The 25,170-nt window shown below is 73.1% G+C and carries 23 protein-coding genes and 1 pseudogene; 13 read left to right on the top strand and 11 right to left on the bottom strand.

Going from position 1 to position 25,170, the window contains the following annotated elements; all coding sequences use genetic code 11:
* Genes alaS through BLU82_RS12790 form a run of 6 tightly spaced genes read left to right on the top strand, consistent with a single transcriptional unit; the run spans position 1 to position 6,901 of the window.
* Positions 1–2,676: an alanine--tRNA ligase gene (gene alaS, locus BLU82_RS12815; protein ID WP_092620595.1), complete on the top strand. Its 2,676-nt coding sequence runs from the start codon at positions 1–3 to the stop codon at positions 2,674–2,676.
* Positions 2,676–3,137 (top strand): Holliday junction resolvase RuvX, encoded by a 462-nt coding sequence (gene ruvX / locus BLU82_RS12810; protein ID WP_092620592.1) that lies wholly within the window; start codon positions 2,676–2,678, stop codon positions 3,135–3,137. Before alaS ends, ruvX begins: the two co-directional genes overlap by 1 nt.
* Positions 3,130–4,281 (top strand): endolytic transglycosylase MltG, encoded by a 1,152-nt coding sequence (gene mltG, locus BLU82_RS12805; RefSeq protein ID WP_092620589.1) that lies wholly within the window; start codon positions 3,130–3,132, stop codon positions 4,279–4,281. Before ruvX ends, mltG begins: the two co-directional genes overlap by 8 nt.
* Complete coding sequence (locus BLU82_RS12800; protein ID WP_092620586.1) at positions 4,275–5,144, top strand: shikimate dehydrogenase; 870 nt, start codon at positions 4,275–4,277, stop codon at positions 5,142–5,144. The genes mltG and BLU82_RS12800 overlap by 7 nt, the downstream gene beginning before the upstream one ends.
* Positions 5,141–5,893 (top strand): A24 family peptidase, encoded by a 753-nt coding sequence (locus BLU82_RS12795; RefSeq protein WP_092620584.1) that lies wholly within the window; start codon positions 5,141–5,143, stop codon positions 5,891–5,893. Before BLU82_RS12800 ends, BLU82_RS12795 begins: the two co-directional genes overlap by 4 nt.
* Before the next feature lie 33 nt (positions 5,894–5,926).
* Positions 5,927–6,901 carry a zinc-binding dehydrogenase gene (locus BLU82_RS12790; RefSeq protein WP_092620581.1) on the top strand — a complete coding sequence of 325 codons (975 nt, stop codon included), beginning with the start codon at positions 5,927–5,929 and terminating at the stop codon, positions 6,899–6,901.
* 78 nt (positions 6,902–6,979) lie between these two features.
* Here the strand turns inward: BLU82_RS12790 and BLU82_RS12785 are convergent, their stop codons facing one another.
* From BLU82_RS12785 to BLU82_RS12760, 6 genes are all read right to left on the bottom strand, one after another.
* Positions 6,980–7,459: a hypothetical protein gene (locus BLU82_RS12785; RefSeq protein ID WP_092620578.1), complete on the bottom strand. Its 480-nt coding sequence runs from the start codon at positions 7,457–7,459 to the stop codon at positions 6,980–6,982.
* Positions 7,456–8,256 (bottom strand): polysaccharide deacetylase family protein, encoded by an 801-nt coding sequence (locus BLU82_RS12780; RefSeq protein ID WP_157740867.1) that lies wholly within the window; start codon positions 8,254–8,256, stop codon positions 7,456–7,458. Before BLU82_RS12780 ends, BLU82_RS12785 begins: the two co-directional genes overlap by 4 nt.
* A gap of 81 nt (positions 8,257–8,337) precedes the next feature.
* On the bottom strand, positions 8,338–9,933 hold the full coding sequence (locus BLU82_RS12775; protein ID WP_172885590.1) for a substrate-binding domain-containing protein: 1,596 nt from the start codon (positions 9,931–9,933) through the stop codon (positions 8,338–8,340).
* Positions 9,934–10,161: 228 nt separating this feature from the next.
* Complete coding sequence (locus BLU82_RS12770) at positions 10,162–10,359, bottom strand: DUF1918 domain-containing protein (protein ID WP_092620569.1); 198 nt, start codon at positions 10,357–10,359, stop codon at positions 10,162–10,164.
* 75 nt (positions 10,360–10,434) lie between these two features.
* Positions 10,435–11,289: an ABC transporter permease gene (locus tag BLU82_RS12765; protein WP_197682912.1), complete on the bottom strand. Its 855-nt coding sequence runs from the start codon at positions 11,287–11,289 to the stop codon at positions 10,435–10,437.
* Positions 11,286–12,257 carry an ATP-binding cassette domain-containing protein gene (locus tag BLU82_RS12760; protein ID WP_092620566.1) on the bottom strand — a complete coding sequence of 324 codons (972 nt, stop codon included), beginning with the start codon at positions 12,255–12,257 and terminating at the stop codon, positions 11,286–11,288. The genes BLU82_RS12765 and BLU82_RS12760 overlap by 4 nt, the downstream gene beginning before the upstream one ends.
* 102 nt (positions 12,258–12,359) lie before the next feature.
* Between BLU82_RS12760 and BLU82_RS12755 the strand changes: the two genes are divergently transcribed.
* From BLU82_RS12755 to BLU82_RS12735, 5 genes are all read left to right on the top strand, one after another.
* Complete coding sequence (locus BLU82_RS12755; protein WP_172885589.1) at positions 12,360–13,133, top strand: TetR/AcrR family transcriptional regulator; 774 nt, start codon at positions 12,360–12,362, stop codon at positions 13,131–13,133.
* Positions 13,134–13,242: 109 nt separating this feature from the next.
* Positions 13,243–14,670 carry a basic amino acid/polyamine antiporter gene (locus tag BLU82_RS12750; protein ID WP_092620560.1) on the top strand — a complete coding sequence of 476 codons (1,428 nt, stop codon included), beginning with the start codon at positions 13,243–13,245 and terminating at the stop codon, positions 14,668–14,670.
* A 27-nt stretch (positions 14,671–14,697) separates the two neighbouring features.
* Positions 14,698–15,945 (top strand): arginine deiminase, encoded by a 1,248-nt coding sequence (locus tag BLU82_RS12745; RefSeq protein ID WP_092620557.1) that lies wholly within the window; start codon positions 14,698–14,700, stop codon positions 15,943–15,945.
* An 82-nt stretch (positions 15,946–16,027) separates the two neighbouring features.
* Positions 16,028–17,470: an NADP-dependent phosphogluconate dehydrogenase gene (gene gndA, locus BLU82_RS12740; RefSeq protein ID WP_092620554.1), complete on the top strand. Its 1,443-nt coding sequence runs from the start codon at positions 16,028–16,030 to the stop codon at positions 17,468–17,470.
* Positions 17,471–17,473: 3 nt separating this feature from the next.
* Positions 17,474–18,508 carry a serine/threonine-protein kinase gene (locus tag BLU82_RS12735; RefSeq protein ID WP_092620551.1) on the top strand — a complete coding sequence of 345 codons (1,035 nt, stop codon included), beginning with the start codon at positions 17,474–17,476 and terminating at the stop codon, positions 18,506–18,508.
* Here BLU82_RS12735 and BLU82_RS12730 read toward each other — a convergent pair.
* Together BLU82_RS12730 and BLU82_RS12725 are read right to left on the bottom strand one after the other, a co-directional pair.
* Entirely contained in the window at positions 18,492–20,429 is a 1,938-nt protein-coding gene (locus BLU82_RS12730) for a VWA domain-containing protein (RefSeq protein WP_157740865.1), read from the bottom strand. The genes BLU82_RS12735 and BLU82_RS12730 overlap by 17 nt on opposite strands.
* Positions 20,426–22,348 (bottom strand): VWA domain-containing protein, encoded by a 1,923-nt coding sequence (locus BLU82_RS12725; RefSeq protein WP_092620545.1) that lies wholly within the window; start codon positions 22,346–22,348, stop codon positions 20,426–20,428. The genes BLU82_RS12730 and BLU82_RS12725 overlap by 4 nt, the downstream gene beginning before the upstream one ends.
* A 111-nt stretch (positions 22,349–22,459) precedes the next feature.
* On the opposite strand from BLU82_RS12725, the gene BLU82_RS12720 reads away from it, so the two are divergent.
* On the top strand, positions 22,460–22,963 hold the full coding sequence (locus BLU82_RS12720) for a DNA-binding protein (protein ID WP_231947783.1): 504 nt from the start codon (positions 22,460–22,462) through the stop codon (positions 22,961–22,963).
* Positions 22,964–22,970: 7 nt separating this feature from the next.
* Here the strand turns inward: BLU82_RS12720 and BLU82_RS12715 are convergent, their stop codons facing one another.
* Positions 22,971–23,447: a hypothetical protein gene (locus BLU82_RS12715; protein WP_157740863.1), complete on the bottom strand. Its 477-nt coding sequence runs from the start codon at positions 23,445–23,447 to the stop codon at positions 22,971–22,973.
* Here BLU82_RS12715 and BLU82_RS36320 point away from each other — a divergent pair.
* Positions 23,392–23,601, top strand: a pseudogene (locus BLU82_RS36320) (winged helix-turn-helix transcriptional regulator). The gene BLU82_RS12715 and the pseudogene BLU82_RS36320 sit on opposite strands and share 56 nt — an antisense overlap.
* Before the next feature lie 148 nt (positions 23,602–23,749).
* Here the strand turns inward: BLU82_RS36320 and BLU82_RS12705 are convergent.
* Complete coding sequence (locus BLU82_RS12705) at positions 23,750–24,613, bottom strand: glycine betaine ABC transporter substrate-binding protein (protein ID WP_092620539.1); 864 nt, start codon at positions 24,611–24,613, stop codon at positions 23,750–23,752.
* Positions 24,614–24,768: 155 nt separating this feature from the next.
* Positions 24,769–25,155, bottom strand: coding sequence for a VOC family protein (locus tag BLU82_RS12700; protein ID WP_092620536.1), 387 nt, complete (start codon positions 25,153–25,155; stop codon positions 24,769–24,771).
* Positions 25,156–25,170: the final 15 nt, after the last annotated feature.

The following is a 25,170-nucleotide window of genomic DNA, read 5'->3' as shown; positions in this document are numbered from 1 at the left end:
ATGGAGACCGCCGAGATCCGGCGCCGGTTCCTCGACCACTTCGAGCAGAACGGGCACGCCGTCGTCCCCAGCGCCTCGCTGATCTCGCCCGACCCGTCGCTGCTGTTCACGGTGGCGGGCATGGTGCCGTTCATCCCGTACCTCACCGGGCAGCAGACGCCGCCGTGGCAGCGCGCCACCAGCGTGCAGAAGTGCATCCGCACCGGCGACATCGACGAGGTCGGCAAGACCACCCGGCACGGCACGTTCTTCCAGATGAACGGCAACTTCTCGTTCGGCGACTACTTCAAGGAAGGCGCCATCGGGTACGCCTGGGACCTCATCACGAAGTCCCGCGACGACGGCGGCTACGGCTTCGCCGAGGACCGCATCTGGGTCACCGTCTACCACGACGACGACGAAGCCGCCGAGCTGTGGAAGAAGGTCGCGGGCCTGCCCGACGAGCGCATCCAGCGCCGCGGCCTGCTCGACAACTACTGGCACACCGGCCAGCCCGGCCCGGGGGGCCCGTGCAGCGAGATCTACGTCGACCGCGGCTCGGAGCACGGCCCCGACGGCGGCCCGGTGGTCGACGAGGATCGCTTCCTGGAGATCTGGAACCTGGTCTTCATGCAGGAGCAGATCACCGACGTGAAGGCGAAGGACGACTTCACCGTCGTCGGCGACCTCCCGTCGAAGAACATCGACACCGGCATGGGCCTCGAGCGCGTCGCGTACCTCCTGCAGGGCGTCGACAACATGTACGAGATCGACCAGGTCCGCCCGACGCTGCAGCGCGCGGCGGACCTCTCCGGCAAGCGCTACGGCGCCGACCACGACGACGACGTCCGCATGCGGGTCGTCGCCGACCACGTCCGCAGCTCGCTCATGCTCATCGGCGACGGCGTCACGCCGTCGAACGAGGGCCGCGGCTACGTGCTGCGCCGGCTGCTGCGCCGGTCGGTGCGGGCCATGCGGCTGCTCGGCGTCGACGGCACCAGCATCCCTGAGCTGCTGCCGGTCGCGAAGGACTGCATGAAGGCGGCCTACCCGGAGCTCGAGGCCGACTTCGACCGCATCTCCTCCGTCGCCTACGCCGAGGAGGAGGCGTTCCGGCGCACGCTGCAGACCGGCACGCAGATCTTCGACCTCGCCGCCGACGAGACCAAGCGGGCCGGCGAGTTCGCGCTGCCCGGCGACACCGCGTTCAAGCTGCACGACACCTACGGCTTCCCGATCGACCTCACCCTCGAGATGGCGTCGGAACAGGGCCTGAAGGTCGACGAGGCGCACTTCCGCCGGTTGATGACCGAGCAGCGCGAGCGGGCCCGGGCCGACGCCAAGGCGAAGAAGACCGGCGGGGCCGACACCAGCGCGTACCGCGAGCTGCGCGACGCCGGCCCGACGCCGTTCACCGGCTACCAGGAGCTCGAGACCGACAGCAAGGTCCGCGGCCTGCTGATGGACGGCGTCGCCGTGCCGGGCGCCAGCGAGGGCGAGACGCTCGAGGTCGTGCTCGAGCAGACCCCGTTCTACGCCGAGTCCGGCGGCCAGGACAGCGACGCCGGCGTCATCACCGGCGACGGCTTCGAGCTCGAGGTGCTCGACGTCCAGCGGCCGGTCAAGGGCCTCGTCGTGCACCGGGTGAAGGTGCTCAAGGGCGAGGTCATCAGCGGCCAGGACGTCCACGCGAAGGTCGACCACGAGTGGCGTGTCGGCGCCTGCCAGGCGCACTCCGGCACGCACATCGTCCACGCCGCGCTGCGCCAGGTGCTCGGCCCGCAGGCGCTGCAGAGCGGGTCGTACAACAAGCCCGGCTACCTGCGGCTCGACTTCGCGTGGGGGCAGGCGCTGGGCGCGCAGACCCGCAGCGAGGTCGAGGAGGTCGCCAACCTCGCGGTCCGCCGCGACCACTCCGTCTCGGCCACGTACATGCCGCTCGAGCGGGCCCGCGAGCTCGGCGCGCTGGCGCTGTTCGGCGAGACGTACGACGAAGAGGTGCGCGTCGTCGAGATGGGCGGCGCGTGGTCGCGCGAGCTGTGCGGCGGCACGCACGTCGCGCACTCGTCGCAGGTCGGGCTGATCACGCTGACCGGCGAGAGCTCGGTCGGCGCGGGCTCGCGCCGGGTCGAGGCGTTCGTCGGCATCGAGGGCTTCCGGCACCTGGCGAAGGAGCGCACGCTGGTCAGCCAGCTGGCCGACCTCCTCAAGGTGCAGCCCGACCAGCTGCCCGAGCGGGTCGAGCGGCTCGTCGCGCAGGTCCGCGACGCCGAGAAGGAGCTGGCGAAGGCCCGCTCGTCGCAGCTGGGCGCCCGCGCGGCCGAGCTGGCCGCGTCCGCCCGCGACGTCTACGGCGTGTCGCTCGTGACGCACGCAGCGCCCGACGGCACGGCCGCCGACGACCTGCGCTCGCTGGCGCTGGACGTCCGCGGCCGGCTCGGCGCCGAGCGGCCCGCGGTGGTCGCGGTGGCCGGTGTCGGCGACAGTGGGCGGCCCAGCGTCGTCGTCGCCGTCAACGAGCCCGGACGCGAGTGGGGCGTCAAGGCCGGCGGGCTGGTGCGGGTGGCGGCCCAGGCCCTCGGCGGCGGGGGTGGCGGCAAGGACGACGTCGCGCAGGGCGGCGGCACCGACGCGAGCAAGGTCGGTGAGGCGTTGACGCAGGTCGAGCACGCCATCGGCCAAGCCGTGACGCGATAGTGCGGCGCGGCGTCAGACTGGGGGTCGATGTCGGAACGGTCCGCATCGGGGTCGCCTCGTGCGACCCCGGCGGGCTGATCGCCACGCCGGTCGAGACGGTCCGCCGCGGGAAGGGTGACCTGCGGCGGCTCCGCGATCTGGTGCACGAGTACGAGGCGATCGAGATCGTGCTCGGATTACCGCGTAGTCTCGATGGGAAGGAACACGCGGCGGCCGCGCACGCCCGGGCCTTTGGTGCCGATTTGGCCCGATATGTGGCACCATGCCCGGTGCGACTGGTCGACGAACGACTGAGCACGACCGTCGCCGCGCGTGGGATGCGAGCCAGCGGTGTCTCGGCGCGTGCTGGACGTCCCGCGGTCGACCAGGCCGCGGCGATGGTGATCCTGCAAGATGCGCTGGACGCCGAACGTGCGACCGGCGGGCCGCCTGGAGAGGTGCTGACGGTATCGGATGAGTGACCTGTTCACGTCGGAGGAGGAGATCGTCCGCCCCCGGCGGCAGCGCCGCCGCAGGCGCAAACGCAGCCGGTTCGGTTCGTTCGTGGCGGTGCTGGCCTCGCTGGCCGTCATCGGCGCGGTCCTGGGCGGCGTCTACTACGGCGGCAACGCGGTGCTCAACAGCGTCGACGGCCTGTTCGGCGAGGCCGAGGACTTCCCGGGCCCGGGCACCGGCGAGGTTCCGGTCACGATCCAGGAGGGCGCGACGCTGCGGGCCATGGGCGCCACGCTCGTCGACGCCGGCGTCGTCGCCAGCCAGGACGCCTTCATCGCCGCCGCCGACGACAACCCCGAGTCCCGTGGCATCCAGCCCGGCAACTACGTGCTGCGCAGCGAGATGACCGCCGCCGACGCCGTCGCCGCACTGGTCGCGGGGCAGGGCGGCGAACGGGTCTCGCTGCCCGAGGGCCTGCGCGTCCGCCAGACCGTCGACCGGCTGGCCGAGGCGTCCGGGTTCACCGCCGAGGAGCTGCAGGCCGCCGTCGACGCCGCGACGCTGCCCGAGTACGCCGAGGGCGAGGCCGAAGGGTTCCTCTTCCCGGCGTCGTACGACCTCGGCGGCGAGGTGACGCCCGAGTCGCTGGTCGCCTCGATGGTGGCCCGCTTCGAGCAGACCGCCACCGACGTCGACCTCGTCAACCGCGCCGACGCGCTCGGCTACACGCCGCGCGAGATCGTCACCGTCGCCAGCATCGTGCAGCGCGAGGTGCGCCGCGAGGAGGACATGCCCAAGGTCGCCGAGGTCGTCTACAACCGCCTCGCCGGAGCCTGCGCGGCCAACGGCGTGGTGGAGGAGCGGCTGCAGATGGACTCCACCGTCCACTACGCCTTCGACGACTACTCGACCGTGTACACGTCGCCGGAGCAGCGGCAGAGCGAGTCGCCGTACAACACGTACCTCGTGTCCGGCCTGCCGCCCGGCCCGATCGCCTCGCCCGGCGACGCCGCGCTGGCGGCCGCGCTCAACCCGTCCAGCGACGGCAGCTGCTACTTCGTCGCCGTCAACCTCGAGACCGGCGAGACCGCCTTCGCCGTCACCGCTGCGGACCACGAGGCGAACAGGGCGCGGCTGGAGGAGTACTGCGACGCGAGCGACCTGTGCTGACGCGTTGCGCGGTGCTCGGGTCGCCGATCGCGCACTCGTTGTCGCCGGTGATCCACCGCGCCGCGTACCGGCACCTCGGGCTGGACTGGGAGTACACCGCGCACGAGGTCGGCGAGGGTGACCTCGCCGGGTTCGTGGCTTCGCTCGGAGCGGGCTGGCGGGGTCTTTCCTTGACCATGCCGCTCAAGCGGGTGGGCCTCGACCTCGCGACGTCGGCCTCCGATGTCGCGGCCACGGTCGGGGCGGCGAACACCCTGGTCCGTCGAGACGACGGCGGCTGGGACGCCGACAACACCGACGTGCCGGGCATCGTGGCGACGCTGCGCGAGGCCGGGGCGGCCGCCGGGTCCGACGCCGGGGCGGCTGCCGCGGCCGCTCCCGTGTGCCTGTGGGGCGGCGGCGCGACGGCGGCGAGCGTGCTGGCGGCGTTGGCGTTCCTGGAGAGCGGTCCGGTGCACGTGCACGTCCGGTCGGCGGCCCGGGCGGAGGCGGCGCTGGCCGTGGCGGCCGCGCTGGGCCACCCGGCCGAGCCCGCGCCCTGGGCCGTCCTGCCCGCCTGTGCCGGCGCCGGCGCCACGGTGACGACGGCGCCGTCCGGCGCGCTGGACGAGCTCGCGCCCGACCTGGTCGCGGCCGCCCTCGGCGCGACTGGTGGGGCCGGCCGGGTGCTGTTCGACGTCGTGTACGACCCGTGGCCGACGCCGGTGGCGGCGGCGTGGCAGGCGGCCGGCGGCGTGGTGGCCAGCGGCCTGGACCTGCTCGTCCACCAGGCGGTCGGCCAGGTGCACCTGATGACCGGCGCCGACGTGCCGGTCGACGTGCTGCGGTCGGCGGCGCTCGCGGCGATCGGCGCCCGCGCGTGACCCTCGCGCTCGTCCTGGCGGCGGCCGGCCTGCTCGCCGGCGCGTTGCTGCCGCGGCTGATCGCCCGCATCCCGGACCGCCCGCCGGTCACCGTCCCCGCCGCCGACGCCGGGAGGCCGGCCGGCGACGCGGCCCAGCCCGTCTCGCCGGAGCTGATCGAGGGCGGCCGGCCGCCGACGCCGGTGCCGTACCGGGAGCTGGCCGCCGCGCCCCGGCTGGCGGCCTGGCTGGCGGTGGTGGCGGCGGCGGTGTGGGCGCTGCTGACCATCGCCCGCGACGGCGCCGCGAACGCGCCCGAGGACCTGCCGGCCTACCTCGTCGTGGGGCTGCTCGGCGTCGCCCTGGCGTACGTGGACCTGCGCACCCAGCTGCTGCCCGACTGGCTCACCCTGACGGCGTTCGGCGCGGCCGGCGCGTGGCTGACGGTCGCCGCCGCCCTCACCGGCGACTGGAGCGCCTACGGACGCGCGTGGGCGGCGGCCGCCGCGTGCCTGGCCTTCTATCTGCTGCTGGCGCTGCTCCGCCCGGCCGACCTCGGCCTCGGCGACGTGAAGCTGTCGGCGTCGCTGGGGCTGCTGCTGGGCTGGGTGGGCTGGTCGACGGTCGCCGGCGGGGTGTTCCTGGCGTTCGTGGCCGGCGGGCTGATCGGGATCGCGCTGCTGGCGGTGGGGCGGGCGGGCCGGCGGACGAGCCTGCCGTTCGGCCCGCCGATGCTGCTGGGCGCGCTGGCGGCGCTGCTGCTGGCTTGACCTCAACAGTGGTTGAGGTCGCAGACTGCCGGCATGCGAGCCATCGAGGTACGTGAGTTCGGCGGACCGGAGGTCCTGGTCGCCCGCGAGGTCCCGGACCCCGTCGCCGGGCCGGGGCAGGTCGTCGTCGCGCTGGCGGCCGCCGACGTGATCTACCTGGACACGCTGCTGCGCGGCGGCTGGGGCGGCGAGCACTTCCCGCTGCGGCCGCCGTACGTGCCCGGCGGCGGGGGAGCGGGCACCGTCGTCGCCACCGGCCCGGACGTGGACGACGGCTGGGTGGGCCGCCGGGTGCTGGCCCGCGGCTCCGGCGGCTACGCGGCCCGGATGGCCGCCGGCCTCGACGAGCTGGTCGAGCTGCCCGGCGGCGTCGGCTGGACCGACGCGGCCGCGCTGCTGCACGACGGCGTGACGGCGCTCGACCTGCTCCGCCACGCGCCCGTCACCGCCGGCGACACCGTGCTGATCGCGGCCGCCGCCGGGGGAGCGGGATCGCTGCTGGTCCAGCTCGCCACGGCGGCCGGCGCCCGGGTGGTCGCCGCCGCTCGCGGGGAGCGCAAGCTGGCGCTCGCCCGCGACCTGGGCGCCGAGCTGACCGTCGACTACGGCGAGGACGGCTGGCAGCACCGGGTCCGCGCGGCCACCGGCGGCGACGGCGTCGACGTCGCGTTCGACGGGGCCGGTGGCGGGCCCGGCGGGCTCGGCGCGGCGGCCTTCGAGACGGTCACGCGTGGCGGCCGGTTCGTCACCTACGGCACCGCCGGCGGCGGGTTCACCGAGATCGACCCCGAGCGGGCCGCGAAGCGGAGTATCGAGGTGACGAACGCGCTGGCCACGCGGCTGGACCGGGCAGCCGTCCGCGAGCTGCTCGCCGAGGTGCTGGCGCTCGCCGCCGCCGGCCGGCTGCGCCCCGTCATCGCCGCGACCCATCCGCTGGAGCGCGCCGCCGACGCGCACGCGGCGCTGCGGGCCCGCACCACCATCGGCAAGTCGCTGCTGGTCCTCTAGGGTGTATCTCCCAAGTCTCGGCCGTAGTGAGCGCCGCCTGGGCGTCGAGCAGTAGGCCATGGACTTGGGAGACACACCCTAGGTGCGGCCGTCGGTCTCCTGGGCGCCGAACAGCGTCGGGTCGGAGCGGCCCCACTCGGCCTCGTAGACGGTGAACCCGGCGGCCCGGGCGGCGGAGCAGACGGCGGGATCGTCGTCGACCAGCATGGCGACCTCGCGGTGCGTCGCCAGCCGCCGCAGCACACCGATCTTGAACTGGCGGGCCGGGCGGCGGTCGTCGTCGGGGCGGAGCATGATGGTGCCGGCCGGTGCGCCGTTGGCGGCCAGCCACGACCGGGTCACGGCGCGGGTGCGCTCGGGCCGGCCGCTGAGGTAGACCACCTCGTGCTCGTGCGCCAGCAGCGTCACCAGCTCGATGCCCTCGGCATACGGCGTGTCGTCGCCCATGGCGCCGAAGAAGCCGGCCCAGTCCTTCGGCCGCCGCTTCAGGTGGTGCAGCCGGTGCTGGACGTCGGCGAGGACGCCGTCGATGTCGACGACGGCGACGGGGCGGGTCATGGGTCTCCAGGCAGGACGTAGCGGTAGCCGGCGGCGTCGAGGCCGGTCAGGATCTGATCGAGGGCCGCGACCGTCTGCGACCGGTCGCCGCCGCCGTCGTGCAGCAGTATGACCGAACCGGGCTCGACCTGCCCGAGCACGTCCTGCACGATCGCCGCCGAGCCGGGCCGCGACCAGTCGCGCGGGTCGACGGTCCAGTCCAGCGGCTGCAGCTTCTCGTCGTCGAGCACGGGCCTGACCTGCGGCTGCACGTACGTGCCCGGCTGGCGGAACCAGCGCACCTCGGTGTCGCCGCCGACGGCGTCGTCGAGGGCCTCGTCGGTCTCGCCGATCTGCTGCTCGATCTGCTCGCGGGTGCGCCCGGACAGCTGCTCGTCGTGGCTGTCGGTGTGGTTGCACAGCGCGTGACCGGCGTCGACGACCTGGCGGACGACCTCGGGGTGCTCGCGGGCGCGTTGGCCGACCATGCAGAAGACGGCGATGGCGTCGTGCTCCTCGAGCAGCTCCAGCACCTGCTGGGTGTACACCGGGTGCGGGCCGTCGTCGAAGGTGAGGGTGACGGTGTACTCCTCGGCGGCACCGCCGGTGTCGGGGTTCGTCTCACCGCCACCGGACCCGCCTGAGCCGCCCGACCCGCCTGAGCCGCCCGACCCGCCGGAGTCGGGTGCGGCGGACGGCGCCGCCGACGGGCTCGCCGACGGCTCGTCCCGCCCGACGCCGGCGTTCTCGGCGGCGCCCGCGATGAGCCCAAGGACGATGCCGAGGATGATGGTGGCCGGCCACGACAGGTTGTTCACGGCTGCCACCTCCCTCGGGCGCTCGTCGACCCAAGATCATAGGGTTCGCCGCGGCCGGAACCGGACAGGCGCGCCACGCGGTCAGCAGTTGGGGCGGCACTGGCGTTCGATCATGGCCTGGATGAACACGCTCTGGATGTCGCTGGGATCCTCGGCGTGGTAGGCCGTCGTGCCGGTGGCGGCGGAGATCTGCTGCAGCGCCTCCATGTCGGCCTCGGGGCCCATGCCGATGGTGATGATCGGCACCGGCTCGGCCGGGTCGAACTGGGCGGTGAGCGTAGTGAGCAGCGTCTCGAGGTCGATGCCGTCGGGGTCGTCCTCGTTGCGGCCGTCGGTGAGCAGCACCACCGAGTTCACCATGCCGGCCTGGTAGCTGCCGCGCATCGACTGGAACGCGGCCAGCGCGGTGTCGTAGAGCCCGGTGCCGCCCTCGGCCCGCGACGGCAGCGACTCCGACGCGATGACCAGTGCCTCCTGCCGGGTGCTGCCGTTGAGCAGCCGCTCGTTCATCGGCCCGACGTCGACCAGCTCGATGTAGTCGTTCGGCGGGTCCTGCTCGATCGAGAACGCCCACAGCCCGACGGAGGCGTCGGGCGGGAACAGCTGCAGCGCCTCCAGCGCGGCGTCGCGGGTCAGCTCGATGCGGGTGGCGCCGCCGTTCACCTGCTCGTTCATCGACCCGGACACGTCGATGACGGCGAGCATCCGCATGTCCAGCGCGAGCGCCGCCCACTGCCGGGACAGCTCGGCGATCAGCTCCGGGTCGGGCGCCGGCAGCAGCTCGGGCAGCTCCGCGCGGATGCCGTCGACGATGCCCGCGTCGGCGGCCGCGGTGCCGTCGGGGCTGCGGAAGCCGGCCCGGCGCAGCGTCTCCTGTGCCTCGTCCGTCTCGAGGTGCTCGACGAACGCGGCGGCGGCCGCGCGGGCGTCGGAGTCGTCCTCGGCGCCGGTGACGGCGAACGCCGGGTAGTCGAACCCGAAGGTGCCCTCGGCGGGGTAGAGCGCGGTGAGGCGCGGGCCGGACGGGTCGCGGTTGTACGCGACGACGGACTGCTCGGTCGCGGTGACGGCGGCCGGCGCCTCGGCCGTGGCGGCGAGCGCGTCGTCGACGGTGGGCACGGCGGCCTGCGAGACCCGCGTCATGACCTCGACCAGCTGGTCGCGCTCGATCTGGTCGCCCAGCACGGTGCGGACGGCGACCAGGCTGGCCAGCCCTTCGTCGGTGGCGGCGGGGTCGGCGATGACGGCGGCGCCCTCGCCCTGCACGAGCGCGGCCCACGAGATCTGCGCGGTATCACCGGCGATGGCCGCGGCCGCCTCCTGCGGCATCGCCACGACCAGCGGCGACAGCGCGACGTTCGCCAGCGGCTCGATCAGGCCTTCGTCGACGGCCGGGCCGAACGCGCGGGTCTTGGGGATCCACAGGTCCGGCGCCTCCTCGCCGCCGAACGTGGGCACCGCCGCCGCGGCGGTGCTGGCCGCGACGTCGATCTCGACGCAGCGGTCACCCTGCCGCGGCTCGGTGCCCGTGTAGGTGCCGGCGAGCTCGGTGAGCACCGGCGCGAGAGTCGGGTCGGCGGCGACGGTGACCGGCAGCGTCGCGCCGCACTCGCCGTCACCACGGTCCAGGATGGACACGACGCCGAGCCCGGCCGCCCCGATCAGCGCGACCGCCATGACGGACAGTCCGAGCCGGCGCGGCCAGGGCGAGGGCGCGGCCGGTCGGTGCGAGGCGTGGCGTCCTGGCATGAATGGCGGCTCCGGGCGGGGTCGTGGAACAGCAGACTAACCGGGAGCAATGCGACGCCGGTAATGACGAGTCACTTGTGGCGCATATGACCCGCGTGGTCATGGGCGAGCACGTCCACGACCACCGCGGACGGGTGGCCAGGAGGCCGGGTGTGGTCAGTCGGCGGCCGGCGGCTCCGGCACGACGTGGGCGTCGGTGCCCGGGTAGACCAGGCACTGCGCACCGTCTGACCAGCGGACCAGGAACGGCGGGCCGCCGTCGGGCCCGTGGGTTTCGAGCACCTCGCCCTCGCGACGCCCGGACCCGACCTTCGTTCCCTCGACCACCAGATGGTCGCCGTCGTGTGCGCGCACGGTTCTCGACCTCCTCGAGTGGAGCCGGACGGTCTTCCCTCCAGACTCCTCCCACCGGGCGCCGACGGCAACCGGTCAGCGGCTGAGTTTCTGGTAGCGCCGGATGGACAGCGGCATGAAGATCGCGAGGATCAGCAGCGGCCAGGCGACGGCCAGCAGCAGGCTGTGCTGGGCGGCCCACGAGTCGCCGCCGAAGCCGGGGTTGCCGAACAGCTCGCGCGCCGCGGCCACCGTCGAGGACAGCGGGTTCCACTCCGACACCGCGCCCAGCCAGCCCGGCATCAGCTGCGGCGCGACGAACACGTTGGACAGCGCCGTCAGGGGGAACGCGGCCGGGAAGACGATGACGCCGACGGTGTCCGGGTTCGGCACGACGAGGCCGAGGTAGATGCCGATCCAGGTGATCGCGAATCGCAGCAGCAGGATCAGCCCGACGGCGGCCAGCGCGTCGCCGAGGCCGCCCCGCCACTGCCAGCCGACCAGCAGCCCGCACACCACCAGCGTCGCCATCTCCAGCAGGGCGCGGACGAGGTCGGCGCCGCTGCGTCCGACGACCAGCGCCGAGCGGGCCATCGGCATGGACCGGAACCGGTCGACGACGCCACGGTCGACGTCGAAGGCGATGCCCGTGGCGGTGGCGCCGAGCCCGTACAGCATGGTCATCGCGAACACGCCGGGCAGCAGGAACTCGCGGTAGTCGCCGCCGCCGGGCAGCGCCATGCCACTGCCGAACACGTACCCGAAGACCAGCACGAACATGATCGGCAGGGTGAAGTAGATGACGACCTCTTCGGGCGCCCGGACGACGTGCGACAGGTTGCGCTTCGTCATCACCCAGCCGTCGGCCAGCGCCCAGCGCAGCCGGGCCAGCGGGGTGCGGGCCGGCGGGGGAGCGACCAGGGTGGGCGGTTGCTGCAGCGTGATGCTCATGCGGCGGTCTCCTCGTGCGCGGTGGCCTGGTGGCCGGTGAGGTGCAGGAAGGCTTCGTCGAGGGTCGGACGGCGCAGGCCGATGTCCTCGGCGACGACGCCGGCGGCCTGGAGCTCGCGGACGGCGTCGGTGAGCGCGGCCATGCGGTCGGCCACCGGGGCGCTGACCCGCCGGGTGTCGGCGTCGGCCTCGGGCTCGGCGGTGCCGATGCGGGCGACGACGGCGGTCGCGTCGGCCAGCTGGGCGGCGTCGCGGACGACGACCTCGATGCGGTCGCCGCCGATGCGCGCCTTCAGTTCGTCGGCGGTGCCCTCGGCGACGACGCGGCCGGTGTCGATGACGGAGATGCGCCCGGCCAGCTGGTCGGCCTCCTCCAGATACTGGGTCGTCAGCAGCACCGTCGTGCCGCCGGCGACCAGGGTGCGGACGGCGTCCCAGACGTCGTTGCGGCTGCGCGGGTCGAGGCCGGTGGTGGGCTCGTCGAGGAACAGCACCTCGGGCGCCAGGATCAGGCTGGCCGCGAGGTCGAGCCGGCGCCGCATGCCGCCGGAGTACGTCCGGCCGGACCGGTCGGCGGCGTCGGTGAGCGCGAACTGCTCGAGCAGCTCGTCGGCCCGCCGCTTCGCCTGCCGCGGGCTCAGGTGGTAGAGCCGGCCGAACATCACCAGGTTCTGCCGCCCGGACAGCGTCTCGTCGACCGCGGCGTACTGGCCGGTCAGGCCGATGCGGCGGCGCACCTCGTCGGGCTCGGCGACGACGTCGTGCCCCGCGACCCGGGCGCTGCCCTCGTCGAAGCGCAGCAGCGTCGACAGGATGCGGACGGCGGTGGTCTTGCCGGCGCCGTTGGGGCCGAGCAGCCCGTGCACGACTCCGCGCTCGACCGTCAGGTCCAGCCCGTCCAGTGCGTAGGCCTTGCCGTACCGCTTGCGCAGCCCCTGTGCGGCGATCGCCGCGTCGTTCGTGGTCACTGCCACCCTCCCGTCAAACTGTTTATGGCGTATAGCGGTTGGTTTATGTTGTACACAGTTCTAGGATGGGCGTCAAGCGCACGCCACCGCCGAAGGGGGAGCATGGCCACCGACCAGCGTCAGGCCGATCCGAACCGCACGCTCGAGCTGCTGTGGGACGTCCAGGCGCCGCCGTCCCGCGGGCCCAAGCCCGCGCTGTCGCTGCGGCAGATCGTCGAGACCGCCATCGCCATCGCCGACGCCGAAGGGGTGGCGGCGGTCTCCATGCGGCGGGTGGCCGACGAGCTCGGATACACGACGATGTCGCTGTACCGGTACGTGCCCAGCAAGACCGACCTGCTCGAGCTCATGGTCGAGCACGCGTCCGTGGTGCCGGACGTCCCGCCCGAGCTGACCGGCTGGCGCGACAAGCTGCGCTGGTGGGCCACCGACACCGCCGAGATCTACCGGCGCCGGCGCTGGGCCCTGGACGTCCCGATGAACGCGCCGCCGATGGGCCCCAACCAGATCAAGCGCATGGAGCAGGCGCTCGCCGCGCTCGACGAGACCGGGCTCAGCGGGGGAGAGATGCTCGGCATCCTGGTCGTGCTCAGCGGCTACGTCCGCGGGCACGCCCAGCTGGCCACCACGCTGGCCGACGTCGAGCAGCGCACCGGCACGCCACAGGCGGCGTGGGACCAGGCCTACGGCCGCATGCTGACGTCGTTCGTCAACCCCGCCGACCATCCGGTGCTGGCCCGCATCGTCGCCGACGAGTCCTTCGACGGCTTCGCCGACCCCGACGACGAATGGCTCGGCGACGACTTCACGTTCGGCCTCGACCTGGTTCTCGAGGGCATCGACCGCTACATCGAGCGCCGCATGTCACCCGGGTGACAGTCCCGGTGTCACCCGGGGGCCAATCGCGCGGAAGTCCCGATCCGCCCGATGCGGATGCGTTAGCCTCACCAAGGACGCTATTGCGCGATCTTCGGCGGGGGCCGAGATGGCCGAGACATCGGTGGCACAGTCCGCACAGAAGGTGACGCTGGCGACCCTCACGGCCATGGTGGTCGGCTCGATGGTGGGCGCCGGCGTCTTCTCGCTGCCGCAGCGCTTCGGCAGCGAGACCGGGGTGGCCGGCGCGCTGGTCGCCTGGGTGGTCGCCGGCAGCGGCATGCTCATGCTGGCGTTCGTCTTCCAGACGCTCGCCGTCCGGCGGCCCGACCTCGACGCCGGGGTGTACGCGTACGCGAAGGCCGGCTTCGGCGAGTACCTCGGCTTCTTCTCCGCCTTCGGGTACTGGGCCAGCGCCTGCGTCGGCAACGTGACCTACTGGGTGCTCATCATGTCGACGGTGGGCGCCATCGCACCGGCGCTCGGCGACGGCGACACCGCGCTGGCCATCGTGCTCAGCAGCGTCGGCCTGTGGACGTTCTACCTGCTGATCAGGCGTGGCGTGCAGGAGGCCACGGCGATCAACCGCATCGTCACCGTGGCGAAGGTCATCCCGATCATCGTCTTCGTCATTCTCGCCGTGTTCTACCTCGACCCGCAGGTGTTCGCCGACAACTGGAGCGGCGGTGGCCTGGGCTCGCTGTACGAGCAGGTCAGGGGCACGATGCTGGTGACGGTGTTCGTCTTCCTCGGCGTCGAGGGCGCCAGCGTGTACTCGCGGCACGCCCGCCGGCGCCAGGACGTCGGCCGCGCGACGCTGCTGGGCTTCGCGATGGTGCTGAGCATCTTCGCCTCGGTCACCATCGTGTCGTACGGCATCCTGCCCAGCGACGAACTGGCCGAGCTGCGGCAGCCGTCGATGGCCGGCGTGCTCGAGGCGGCGGTGGGGCAGTGGGGCGAGGTGTTCGTCAGCGTCGGGCTGATCGTGTCCGTCCTCGGCGCGTACCTCGCGTGGACGCTGATGGCGGCCGAGGTGCTGTTCGTCGCCGCCGCCGACCACGACATGCCCCGGTTCCTGGGCCGCAAGTCCGGCGCCGACGTGCCCGGCCCGGCGCTGCTGCTGACGACCGTGCTGGTCCAGGCGGTGCTGATCGTGACGGCGTTCTCCGAGAACGCGTTCAACTTCGCGCTGAACCTCACCAGCGCGCTGACGCTGATCCCGTTCCTGCTCGCGGCGGGCTACGCGCTGAAGCTGGCGCTCGGCCGCGACGACGGCTGGCCCGGGGGAGTGCGGCGGGAGATCGTCATCGGCGCCGTCGCCACCCTGTACACGGCGTTCCTCCTGTATGCCGCCGGGCTGAAGTACCTGCTCGTCTCGTTCATCGTCTACGCGCCGGCCACCGTGCTGTTCGTGCTGGCGCGCCGCGAGCAGGGCCGGGCGCCGTTCACGCCCGGCGAGCTGGTCATCCTGGCCGTCTCGCTCGCCGGGGCGGTCGTCGGCGTGGTCGCCCTGGCCCAGGGCTGGATCACCCTCTGACCCGACCCCGCACGAAAGGACTCCGCCATGACCGACAGCACCGCCCACGGCGTCCACTCTGAGGTGGGGCGGTTGCGCAAGGTGCTGGTCTGCCGCCCCGGCCTCGCGCACCGGCGTCTGACGCCGACCACCTCCGACGACCTGCTCTTCGACGACGTCCTGTGGGTGGAGTCGGCCCAGCGCGACCACCAGGACTTCGTCGACCAGCTGCGCGGCCGCGGCGTCGAGGTGGTCGAGCTGCACGACCTGCTGGCGCAGACCATGGCGGACGAGCGGGCGCGGTCGTGGCTCCTGGACCGCAAGGTGACGGCCGGCCAGGTCGGGCTCGGCTTCGTCGACGCCACCCGCGTCTTCCTGGAGTCGCTGGAGCCGGCCGCGCTGGCCGAGTTCCTCATCGGCGGGCTGGCGGTGGGCGACCTGCCGGACGGCCAGGTCTCCGGCTACGGCGCGCTGGCGCGCGAGTCCGTCGGCGCCCGCGACTACCTGATGCCGCCGCTGCCGAACACGCTCTACACCCGCGACACCACCTGCTGGCTCTACGGCGGGCTGACGATGAACCCGCTGTACTGGCCGGCCCGGCACGACGAGACGCTGCTCTACAAGGCGATCTACACGTTCCACCCCGGTTACGCGGGTTCGACGCTCTGGTGGGGCGACCCGGAGCGCGACTGGGGCCGGGCGACGTTCGAGGGCGGCGACATCATGCCGATCGGCAACGGCACCGTGCTCATGGGCATGAGCGAGCGCACCTCGCGGCACGCGATCACCCAGGTCGCGGCCGCCCTCTTCGCGCAGGGCGCCGCCGAGCGCGTCATCGTCGCGGGCATGCCCAAGCTGCGCGCGGCGATGCACCTCGACACCGTCTTCACCTTCGCCGACCGCGACGTCGTCACCGTCTTCCCGCGCATCGTCGACGCGTTGCACGTGTTCACGCTGCGCCCGAGCGACCGGCCGCCCGGTGTCGACGTCACCGACGAGGGCGACGCCCGGCTGGTCGACGTCGTCGCGGCGGCGCTCGGACTGGACCGGCTGCGGGTCGTCGAGACCGGCGGCGACGTGTACGCGTCGGAGCGCCAGCAGTGGGACAGCGGCAACAACGCCGTCGCCGTCGAGCCGGGCGTCGTGTTCACCTACGACCGCAACACCCAGACCAACGCGGCGCTGGAGAAGGCCGGTATCGAGGTGCTGACGATCGTCGGCGCGGAGCTGGGCCGCGGCCGCGGCGGCGGCCACTGCATGACCTGCCCGCTGATCCGCGATCCGGTCGCGTTCTGACCGGCCGCGGGCGGCTCGGCATACTGGTGCCGACGGCGGCCCGCCGTCAGACAGCAGGCAGGCGCGACAGGAGCAGGCACTGATGGCAGGAACGGCACAGATCGGCGTCACCGGGCTCGCGGTCATGGGCCGCAACCTGGCGCGGAACTTCGCCCGCAACGGGTACACCGTGGCGCTGCACAACCGCACCGCGAGCCGCACCCGCGAGCTGGTCGAGCAGTTCGGCGACGAAGGCACGTTCGTGCCGGCCGAGACCGCCGAGGAGTTCGTCGCCGCGCTGGAGCGTCCGCGCCGGCTGGTCGTCATGGTCAAGGCGGGCGCGCCGACCGACGCGGTCATCGACGAGTTCGCGCCGCTGCTCGAGCCCGGCGACATGATCATCGACGGCGGCAACGCGCACTTCGCCGACACCCGGCGGCGCGAGGCGGCGCTGCGCGAGCGCGGGCTGCACTTCGTCGGCACCGGCATCTCCGGTGGCGAGGAGGGCGCGCTGAACGGGCCGAGCATCATGCCCGGAGGCTCGGCCGAGTCGTACGCGTCGCTCGGGCCCATGCTCGAGACCATCTCGGCCAAGGCCGCCGACGGATCGCCGTGCTGCACGCACATCGGCGCCGACGGCGCCGGTCACTTCGTCAAGATGGTGCACAACGGCATCGAGTACGCCGACATGCAGCTCATCGCCGAGGCGTACGACCTGCTCCGGCAGGGCGCCGGTTACGAGCCGGCCCGCATCGCCGAGGTGTTCCGCGGCTGGAACGCCGGCCGCCTCGACTCCTACCTCATCGAGATCACCGCCGAGGTGCTGGCGCACGTCGACGCCGCCACCGGGAAGCCGTTCGTCGACGTCGTCCTCGACCAGGCCGAGCAGAAGGGCACCGGCCGGTGGACGGTGCAGATCGCGCTCGACCTCGGCGTCCCGGTCAGCGGCATCGCCGAGGCGGTGTTCGCGCGGTCGCTGTCCGGCCACGCCGGCCAGCGCGCCGTGGGCCGCGGGCTGGCCGGCCCGACGCCGTCGCCGCTGCCCGCCGGCGAGGCGGAAGCGTTCGCCGAGCAGGTCGAGCAGGCGCTGTACGCGTCGAAGCTGGTGTCGTACACGCAGGGCTTCCACCAGCTGCAGGCGGCCGGCGCGGAGTACTCGTGGGCACTCGACCTCGGCGCCATCGCCGGCATCTGGCGCGGCGGCTGCATCATCCGGGCCGCCTTCCTCGACCGCATCACCGCGGCGTACGCGAAGGATCCGGCGCTGCCCAGCCTGCTCGCCGACGAGGGGTTCGCGGCCGAGGTGGGCGCGGCGCAGGACGCGTGGCGCACGGTGGTGGCCGCGGCGACGCGGCTCGGCATCCCGGCGCCCGGCTTCGCGACCGCGCTGGCCTACTACGACGCGCTGCGGGCGCCGCGGCTGCCGGCGGCGCTCACCCAGGGCCAGCGCGACTTCTTCGGCGCCCACACCTACCACCGCGTCGACCGCGACGGCGTCTTCCACACGCTGTGGTCGGACGGGCGCGTGGAGGAGCGGCAGAGCTGACCCATGGGTGAGGTGTTCGCGGGCCGCTACGAGCTGGTCGACGTGCTCGGACGTGGCGGCATGGGCGACGTGTGGCGGGTCTGGGACCTGCGCGAACGCGTCTTCCGGGCGGCGAAGTTGCAGCGCCAGTCCGACGGCGCGGCGCTGCTGCGCTTCGTCCGCGAGTCCTCCACCCGCGTCGACCACCCGCACGTCCTCACCCCGTCCAGCTGGTGGGCCGACGACGGCCGCGTCCTGTTCGTCATGCCCATCGTCGCCGGCGGGTCGGTCGCGGTGCTGCTGGCCGACCACGGCGCGCTGGGGGACTGGTGGACGGCGACGCTGGGCGGCCAGCTGCTGGCCGGGCTGGCCGCGGTGCACGCGGCGGGCCTCGTCCACCGCGACGTCAAGCCGTCCAACCTGCTGCTCGAGCCGACCGGGGTCGGTGCGCCGCTGCTGCGGCTGTCCGACTTCGGCATCGCCGCCCGGACCGACGAGCCGCGGCTGACCAACGCGGCGGAGGTCGTGCACACGCCCGGGTACTCGGCGCCGGAGGCCCGGCGCGGCGCCGACCCGGATCCGCGGCAGGACCTCTACGCCGCCGGCGTCGTGCTGACGGAACTGCTGACCGGCCGGCGTCCGGATGCGACGTCGGAGGTGACGGCGCCGCCGGGCCCGCTGGCGGGGGTGATCGCGCGGCTGGTGGCGACGGATCCGGCCGGGCGGTTCGGATCGGCCGCGGAGGCGCTCGACGCGCTGCGGTCGGTCCCGATCCCGCCGCCCCCGCCGTCCGCCGAGCCCGTGGAGGTGTTCGAGCAGCTGCCGCCCTGGCCGGCCGGCTGGGGTCCGGGCGGGCCGACGCCGACCGCGCCGCCGCCCGCTGACGCCCACCTGGCGCCCGGCCCCGCTCCCGCCGCGACGGTGGTCCAGCCGGTGCCCGACGGCGACGCGAGCCCGGCGGTCGCCCGTACGTCCCGGCGATGGCCGTGGCCGGCGGTGGCGCTCGCCGTGGTCGGAGCCGGCCTGGTGGTCGCGGCCGTCGTCACGGCGTTGACGTAGTCCGGCTCCGGCGCACCAGCCAGCCCGCGCCGGCCAGCGCCAGCACCCCGGCGGCGCCCAGCCCGATCGACGTCCAGGGGAGCTCCGATCCGCCGCCGTCGCCGGTGAGCGCCTGCTCCTCGGTGGCGTCGTCGCCCGGCGTCGGGTCGGCACCGGGAGTGGCGCCGTCCTCGTCGTCGCCGCCCGCCCCGCTGACCAGCGCCGCGTCGGTCGCCGGGGGAGTGAGGCCGTCGACGCCGGCGTACTCCGGCGCCCCCTCGCCGGCCGTGCCGTTCGTCTTCAACGTCAGCGTGTACGGCAGCGGGTCACCGGACGTGTCGAACGAGACCTGGACATAGCGCAGACCGGGGAGGCTCGCGCCGCCGCCAGAGTTGCGGTTGAGGTAGCCGACGGTCTGGGTCTGGGCGCCGATGGCGTAGGACGTCGTGCCTTCGGGGAACGCACCCCACACCCCGCCCGTCCAGTTCTCCGGCTCTCTGGCGAGGAAATCCACCATGGCGCTGTCCCGGATCGGGCCGGAGATCTGGACGGTGGGCCCGTGCGTCGCAAGGCCCTCGCCGGTCGGCAGCGGACTGTCGAACTGCGCCTGCAGGTTCTGGCCCCAGTCGAGCGGGATGGCGACGACCTGGGTCTCGCCCAGGTTGATGTCGAAGGCGTAGGTGCCGTCGGACACCACCGGGGCGTTGGAGATGGACGTGCCGGGCACGACGTCGGTCACCGGCTCACCCGGCTCGATCGGGGTCCAGGCCGGCTCCGGCGGCCGCGGGAAGAGGTCGCCGCCGGTCGGGTCGGCCAGCGGCGGCTCCTCGTAGACGACGATCTCGACCGGTTCGGCGGACAGGTCGCCCTTCTGTGGCGCGACCTCGACGTAGACGACATCGGCGGTGTTGCAGGGGTTGTCCGCGTTCTCGACCCAGCTCGTCGTCGAGGTGTAGCCGAGCGTGCCCAGCGGGAACGACGAGCCCTCGGCACACAGGCCGAGCGAGCCTGGATCGTCGCCGGCGTAGTGGGTGCTCACGCTGACCCAGTCACCCATGGCGCCGAAGGCGATGCTCCGATGGGTGATGCCCACGTGGATGGTGCTGTTCGGCGCGGTCCGTTCGACGCGATACCAGAGCCCGCCCTCCAGCGGGAACGTGTCGAGGTACTGACCGGTGGTGATCGTCGGGGCATCGGCGGGGAGGGCGGTGCCTTGGATGGGTGTGCCGGTGAGGTCGAACGGCCGGGATGCCCGCGTCGTGGAGACGTCGAGGGAGCGGACGAGGTCGTCGGCGTCCTTGGCGTCGTAGTACGTGCCGTTGCCGTTCTCGGCGACGCATCGCAGCTGTTCGCGCGCCTCGCCGGTGACGTCGAGCCCCACCACGTCGATGCGCACGTCGATGCCGTCGCCGGACAGCTGGGTGGCGACCTCGCAGGGATCGGGCGCGCACGTCGGTTCACCGTCGGACACCAGGACGATGGTGCGCGGCCCTTCGGTGCCGATGTCCTTGCCGGCCTCCTGTAACGCGTAGCCGATGGGCGTCTCGCCGTAGGGTTCGTAGCCGTCGAGGGCGCTGGTGAGCTGGTCGCGATTGCCCGTCGCGGGCTGGACGATCAACTGCGAGTCGGTGCAGGCGCCGGGGTCGTTCTGCGAGAACACCTCGGCGCCGTAGACCCGCAGCCCGACCTCCTGGTCGTCCGGCAACCCGGCGATGACCTGCCGCAACGCATCCTTCGCCGCATCGATGCGCGTGCTGCCGTCGGCGGTGGCCTCGGCCATCGACCCGGACGAGTCGAGCACCAGCACCATGCGGCTGCCCGGATCGATCGGCTCCTCGGACTGCGCCCGCGCCGGCGCGGCACCGGCGGCGACGCCCACGGCAACGTTGACGACGACCGCGAGGGCGGCGGCCGCTGCGGTCGCGGCGACAGGACGTCTCATGAGGTACTCCCGGACGGGGCTCGGTTGCGGCGGATCAGCCAGGCGGCGCCGGCCAGGGCGAGGGCTCCGGCCACGGCGAGCCCGATGGACAGCCACGGCGGGCCGTCGCCGTCGGCCAGGGACTGGTTCTCGTTGTCCTGGTCCTCGGCGTTCTGGTCGCCGGACGTGGGATCGCTCGTCGGGTCGCCGGTCGGGTCGTCGGCCGCCTGCTCGTCGCCGTTCACCAGCGCGGAATCGGCGACCGGGGGAGTGAGGCCGTCGACCTCGGCGTACTCGGGTGCGCCCTCGCCGGCGGTGCCGTTGGTCTTCAGCGTCAGCGTGTACCGCATCGGGTCGCCGGCGTCGAAGTACGAGACCTGGACGTAGCGCAGGCCGGGGACACTGGCGCCCCGCGGATCGGCGGTGGGCGCGAGGCGGTTCAGGTAGCCGACGGTGAGGGTCTGGGCCCCGACGCGGAACGCCGCGCCGCCGCGGACCGTGCCCCACAGTTGCTCGCTCCAGTCCTCGGGCTGGGAGCCGTAGAAGTCGACCTCGTTCTCCTGCCGCACCGGCCCGGAGATCTGGATGGTGGGCCCGGTCCCCAGCGACGTCGCCTCGGGCACGATGCCGTCGAGCTGCGCCTGGACGTTCTGCCCCCAGTCGAGCGGGATCGCGACGACCTGGGTCTCTCCGCTGTTGATGTCGAAGGCGTAGGTGCCGTCGGACACGACCGGCGCGTTGGAGATGGAGGTGCCGGGCACGACGTCGGTGACCGGGTCCGCGGCCTCCAGCGGCGTCCAGGCGGGCTCGCCGGGCGCGGCGGCGAGGTCGCGGCCGGACGGGTCGGCCAGCGGCGGCTCCTCGTAGACGGCGATCTCGACCGGCTGGCCGGCGAGGTCCTTGCGGATGTTCTGCACCTCGCCGACGTGTACGTAGATCACGTCGGCGGTGTTGCAGGCGTCCTCCGGTTCGCCGGCCCACGTCATCGCCGCGGTGTAGCCGAGGTTCCCGAGCGGGAACGTCATGGAATGGCCGCAGTACATCGCCTCCGGGTCGGCGTACAGGTCCACACTCATCCAGTTGCCGGCGTTGCCGAGGTCGGCCGAGTAGTGCGCGACGCCGACGTGGATGGTGCTGTTGGGGACGGTGCGCTCGATGCGGTACCAGAGGCCGTCGTTGAGCGGGACGGTGTCGAGGTACTGGCCGGTCGTGACGGTGGGCGCGTCGGCGGGGGAGGCGGTGCCTTGGATGGGGGTGCCGGTGAGGTCGAACGGCCGCGACGCGCGCGTGGTGGAGGTGTCGAGCGAGCGGACGAGGTCGTCGGCGTCCTTGGCGTCGTAGTAGGTGCCGCGGCCGTTGTCGGCGATGCAGCGCAGTTTGTCCCTGGCCACTTCGTCGACGTCGAGGCCGACGACGTCGATGCGCACGTCGACGCCGTCGCCGGCCAGCTGGGTGGCCACCTCGCACGGGTCCGGCGCGCAGGTGGGCTCGCCGTCGGAGACCAGGACTATGGTGCGCGGTCGCTCGGTGCCGAGGTCCTTGCCGGCCTCCTGCAGCGCGTAGCCGATCGGGGTCTCGCCGTAGGGCTCGTAGTCGTCGAGGGCGGCGGTGAGGGCGTCGCGGTTGCCGGTCTCAGGCTGCGCGATGAGCTGGGAGTCGGTGCACGCGCCGGGGTCGTTCTGCGAGAACACCTCGGCGCCGTAGACCCGCAGCCCGACCTCCTGGTCGTCCGGCAACCCGGCGATGACCTGCCGCAACGCGTCCTTCGCCGCGTCGATGCGGGTGCCGCCGGACGGTGTCGCCTCGGCCATCGACCCGGACGAGTCGAGCACCAGCATCATCCGGCTGCCCGGATCGACCGGCTCCTCGGCAGCTGCCGGGGCCGCCATGACGGCGACGACGGCGACGGCGGCCGTGAGGGTGGCGGCGAGACGGATCATGGCGACTCCCGAAACTGATTTGCACTTGCAAACGTGGGACGAGTCTGGACCGTGAACGACGCGCGTGTCAACATGGTTGCAGCTTTACGGGTGCAAATTGTGGGAGGGCACGTGGCCGACGTCGACGCCAGCCGCACGGCGCAGCGCGAGATCTACGGCGAACCGCTGGGCACCGTCGTCGACCGGTGCCGTGGCACGCTCGGCCTGACGCAGGGGAGGGTCGCGGCGCTGCTGGGCATCTCCGCGCCGATGCTGTCGCAACTGGTCAGCGGGCAGCGCATCAAGATCGGCAATCCGTCGGCGGTCGAGCGGCTGCGGGTCATGGTCGAGGTCACCGACGCCGTCGCCGCCGGGCGGCTGCCGGTCGCCGACGCGATCGCCCGCATCGAGGCGGCCGGCGGCCCGGGGGAGTTGCTCACCGGCGCCACCGCGCGCCGCGCGTCGGCGCACGAGACCGCCGAGCAGATCCAGCGCCTGTTCCGCCGGGTCGCGTCGGCGCCCGACTACCTGGCCGCCGCCGAGCACGTCGCGCCGGACCATCCGGAGATCGCCGAGCTGCTGCGCGTCTACGGCGCCGGCCGCACCGACGACGCCGTCGCGCACCTGCTCGGCTGACGTCCGTCTAGGGGACGCCCAGCACCTCGGTCAGGGCGGCGATGCTGTCGTCGCCGTGACCGGCGGCCGCCGCCTTCCGGACCAGATCGTGCAGGGGCTGGAGCCAGGCGTGGTCGACCTTCGCGTCCGCGGGCGAACTCGACGTCCCAGTCGGCGCCGGCGGCGATGCCACGCGTGCGACCGGCCGCCGCTCCGGCGAAGAAGCCGACCGCGCGGGGAGCAGCGCGGCGCCGACGGCGGATTCGTAGAACTTCGCGAGGTCGGGCTCGTGGCCCAGCAGGACGGTGTCGCCGCCGAGCGCCCGCAGGGTGGCCTCGCGCCGTCGAGATACCCGGTGCCGAGGTCGCTCGCCCAGGCGGCGAACCGGCGTGCGGCCGCGGGCGTCCCGCTGTTGAGGGTGACCAGCGTGCGGCCGGCCAGCGGCCCCGCTGCGCTTCGGCGAGCTGCGCCGGACGGTCGGAGGCATCAGCGAGCGCATGCTCATCCTGCAACTGAAGGAGCTCCGGACACCAGCAGGTGCCGCCGAAGGTCGAGTACTCGCTCACGGAGTTCGGCCGGTCACTCACGACGCCATGGCGCCGCTGGGCGTCTGGGGTGAGGACAACATGGAGCGCATCGAGGCGATCCCGTTCGAGTAGATCCAGCCGAGGGGAGGGTCGCGCCACGGCCCCTCCCGGGCGCTCCTCACTACTACTTGACATAATGTGCATTATCGGCGTTACGTGATAACGCCTGGACCAGCGGTCCCGTGCGGGCCGGAACACCCCGGCCCGCACGGCGACGACGTCAGCCCTGCAGCGTCTCGACCCAGTCGGGATTCAGCTCCAGCCACTCGGCGACGGCCTCGGCCTCCTGGCCCTCGCCGTACTCGTTGACGACGAGATTCTCCAGCGAGCCGTACTGTTCGTCGTCGAGGCGGGCGTTGCCGATCATCTCGGCGAGGTCGGCGTGCTCCTCCTTGAAGTCCTTGCTGCTGAGCACGTGCAGGCTCTCGGGCTCACCGAGGGCGCCCTGCGGGTCCTCCAGGTCCTTGACCGGGAACGCGTTGTTCGCCCAGAACGGCCGCCACAGCGTGACGACGATGTCCTCCTGTGCCTCGATGGCATTGGACAGCTCCGCCAGCATCGCCACGGTCGACGACGTGATCAGCTCGTACTCGGCGTCGAGACCGTACTGCGGCATGACGGCGTTCTGCGTGATCTCGGTGAGCCCGGCGCCCGACTCGATGCCGACGATGCGCCCGCCGAAGCGCTCGGCGTTGCCGACGAGCTGGTCGATCGAGTCGATGTCGGTGTACTCCGGCACGGCGAACGTCAGCACCGCGCCGTCGTAGTAGGTGGCGAGATCTTCGATGTCGTCGCCGAACTCGTCCATGTACTGCGCGTGGGTGACCTCCGGCCACGACGACGGCATGAGGTCGATGTCGCCGTCGGCGAGGCCGGTGTAGAGCGGCCCGTTGTCGGCCAGCTCCTGGATCTCGACGGTGTAGCCCTCGTCCTCGAAGATGTCCTTCCAGAGGTAGCCCATCGACAGGTAGTCCGTCCACGACGAGATGACGCCGATGGTGATCGTGTCGTCGCCGGAGCCGCCGTCGTCCCCGCAGGCGGCGAGCGTCAGCCCGAGTCCCAGCACGGAAGCCGTGGCGGCCATGGTCTGTCGAGTCCGTCCGAACCGCAAAAGGTGTCCCTTCTCGTTTCCTGCGCTCGTTTGCTGTAGCAAATGGGCCAGCCTACAGAACGGCGGGCCGCCCGGTTGCGGGCGGCCCGCCGTGGGGGCCGTGCTGGGCGGGACGTCCCGCCCGGGGTTCACGCGTTGGTCGCGGCCTTCCAGAGGTGACCGTCCGGGTCGCTGAACGTGCCGGAGTAGCCGCCCCACTCGGCGGCCTTGGCCGGCTTGAGCGCCGTGGCGCCGGCGGCCACGGCGGCCTCGATGACAGCGTCGACCTCCTCGCGTGAGTCGGCGATGTAGTGCAGCGCGAAGCGGCGGAACCCGGAGCCCTCCGACGCGACGCCGGCGTCGCCCGCCACTGCCTCCCAGCGGTACAGCGCCAGCTTCGTCCCGCCGCCCAGGCGGACGAGGGCGAAGCCGGGGTGGTCCTGCTCGAGCTCGCCGCCCATGCCGTCGGCGTAGAACTTCTTGGCGCGGTCGATGTCCTCGACACCGAGCATGACCACGCTCACCTGCAGCGACATGATGTTCTCCTTGCC

The sequence above is a fragment of the Jiangella sp. DSM 45060 genome (assembly GCF_900105175.1).
In the GTDB taxonomy this organism is placed as follows: Bacteria; Actinomycetota; Actinomycetes; order Jiangellales; family Jiangellaceae; genus Jiangella.
The sequence above is the reverse complement of the archived record's forward strand: the minus strand, read 5'-3'. Positions and strand labels throughout refer to the sequence as shown.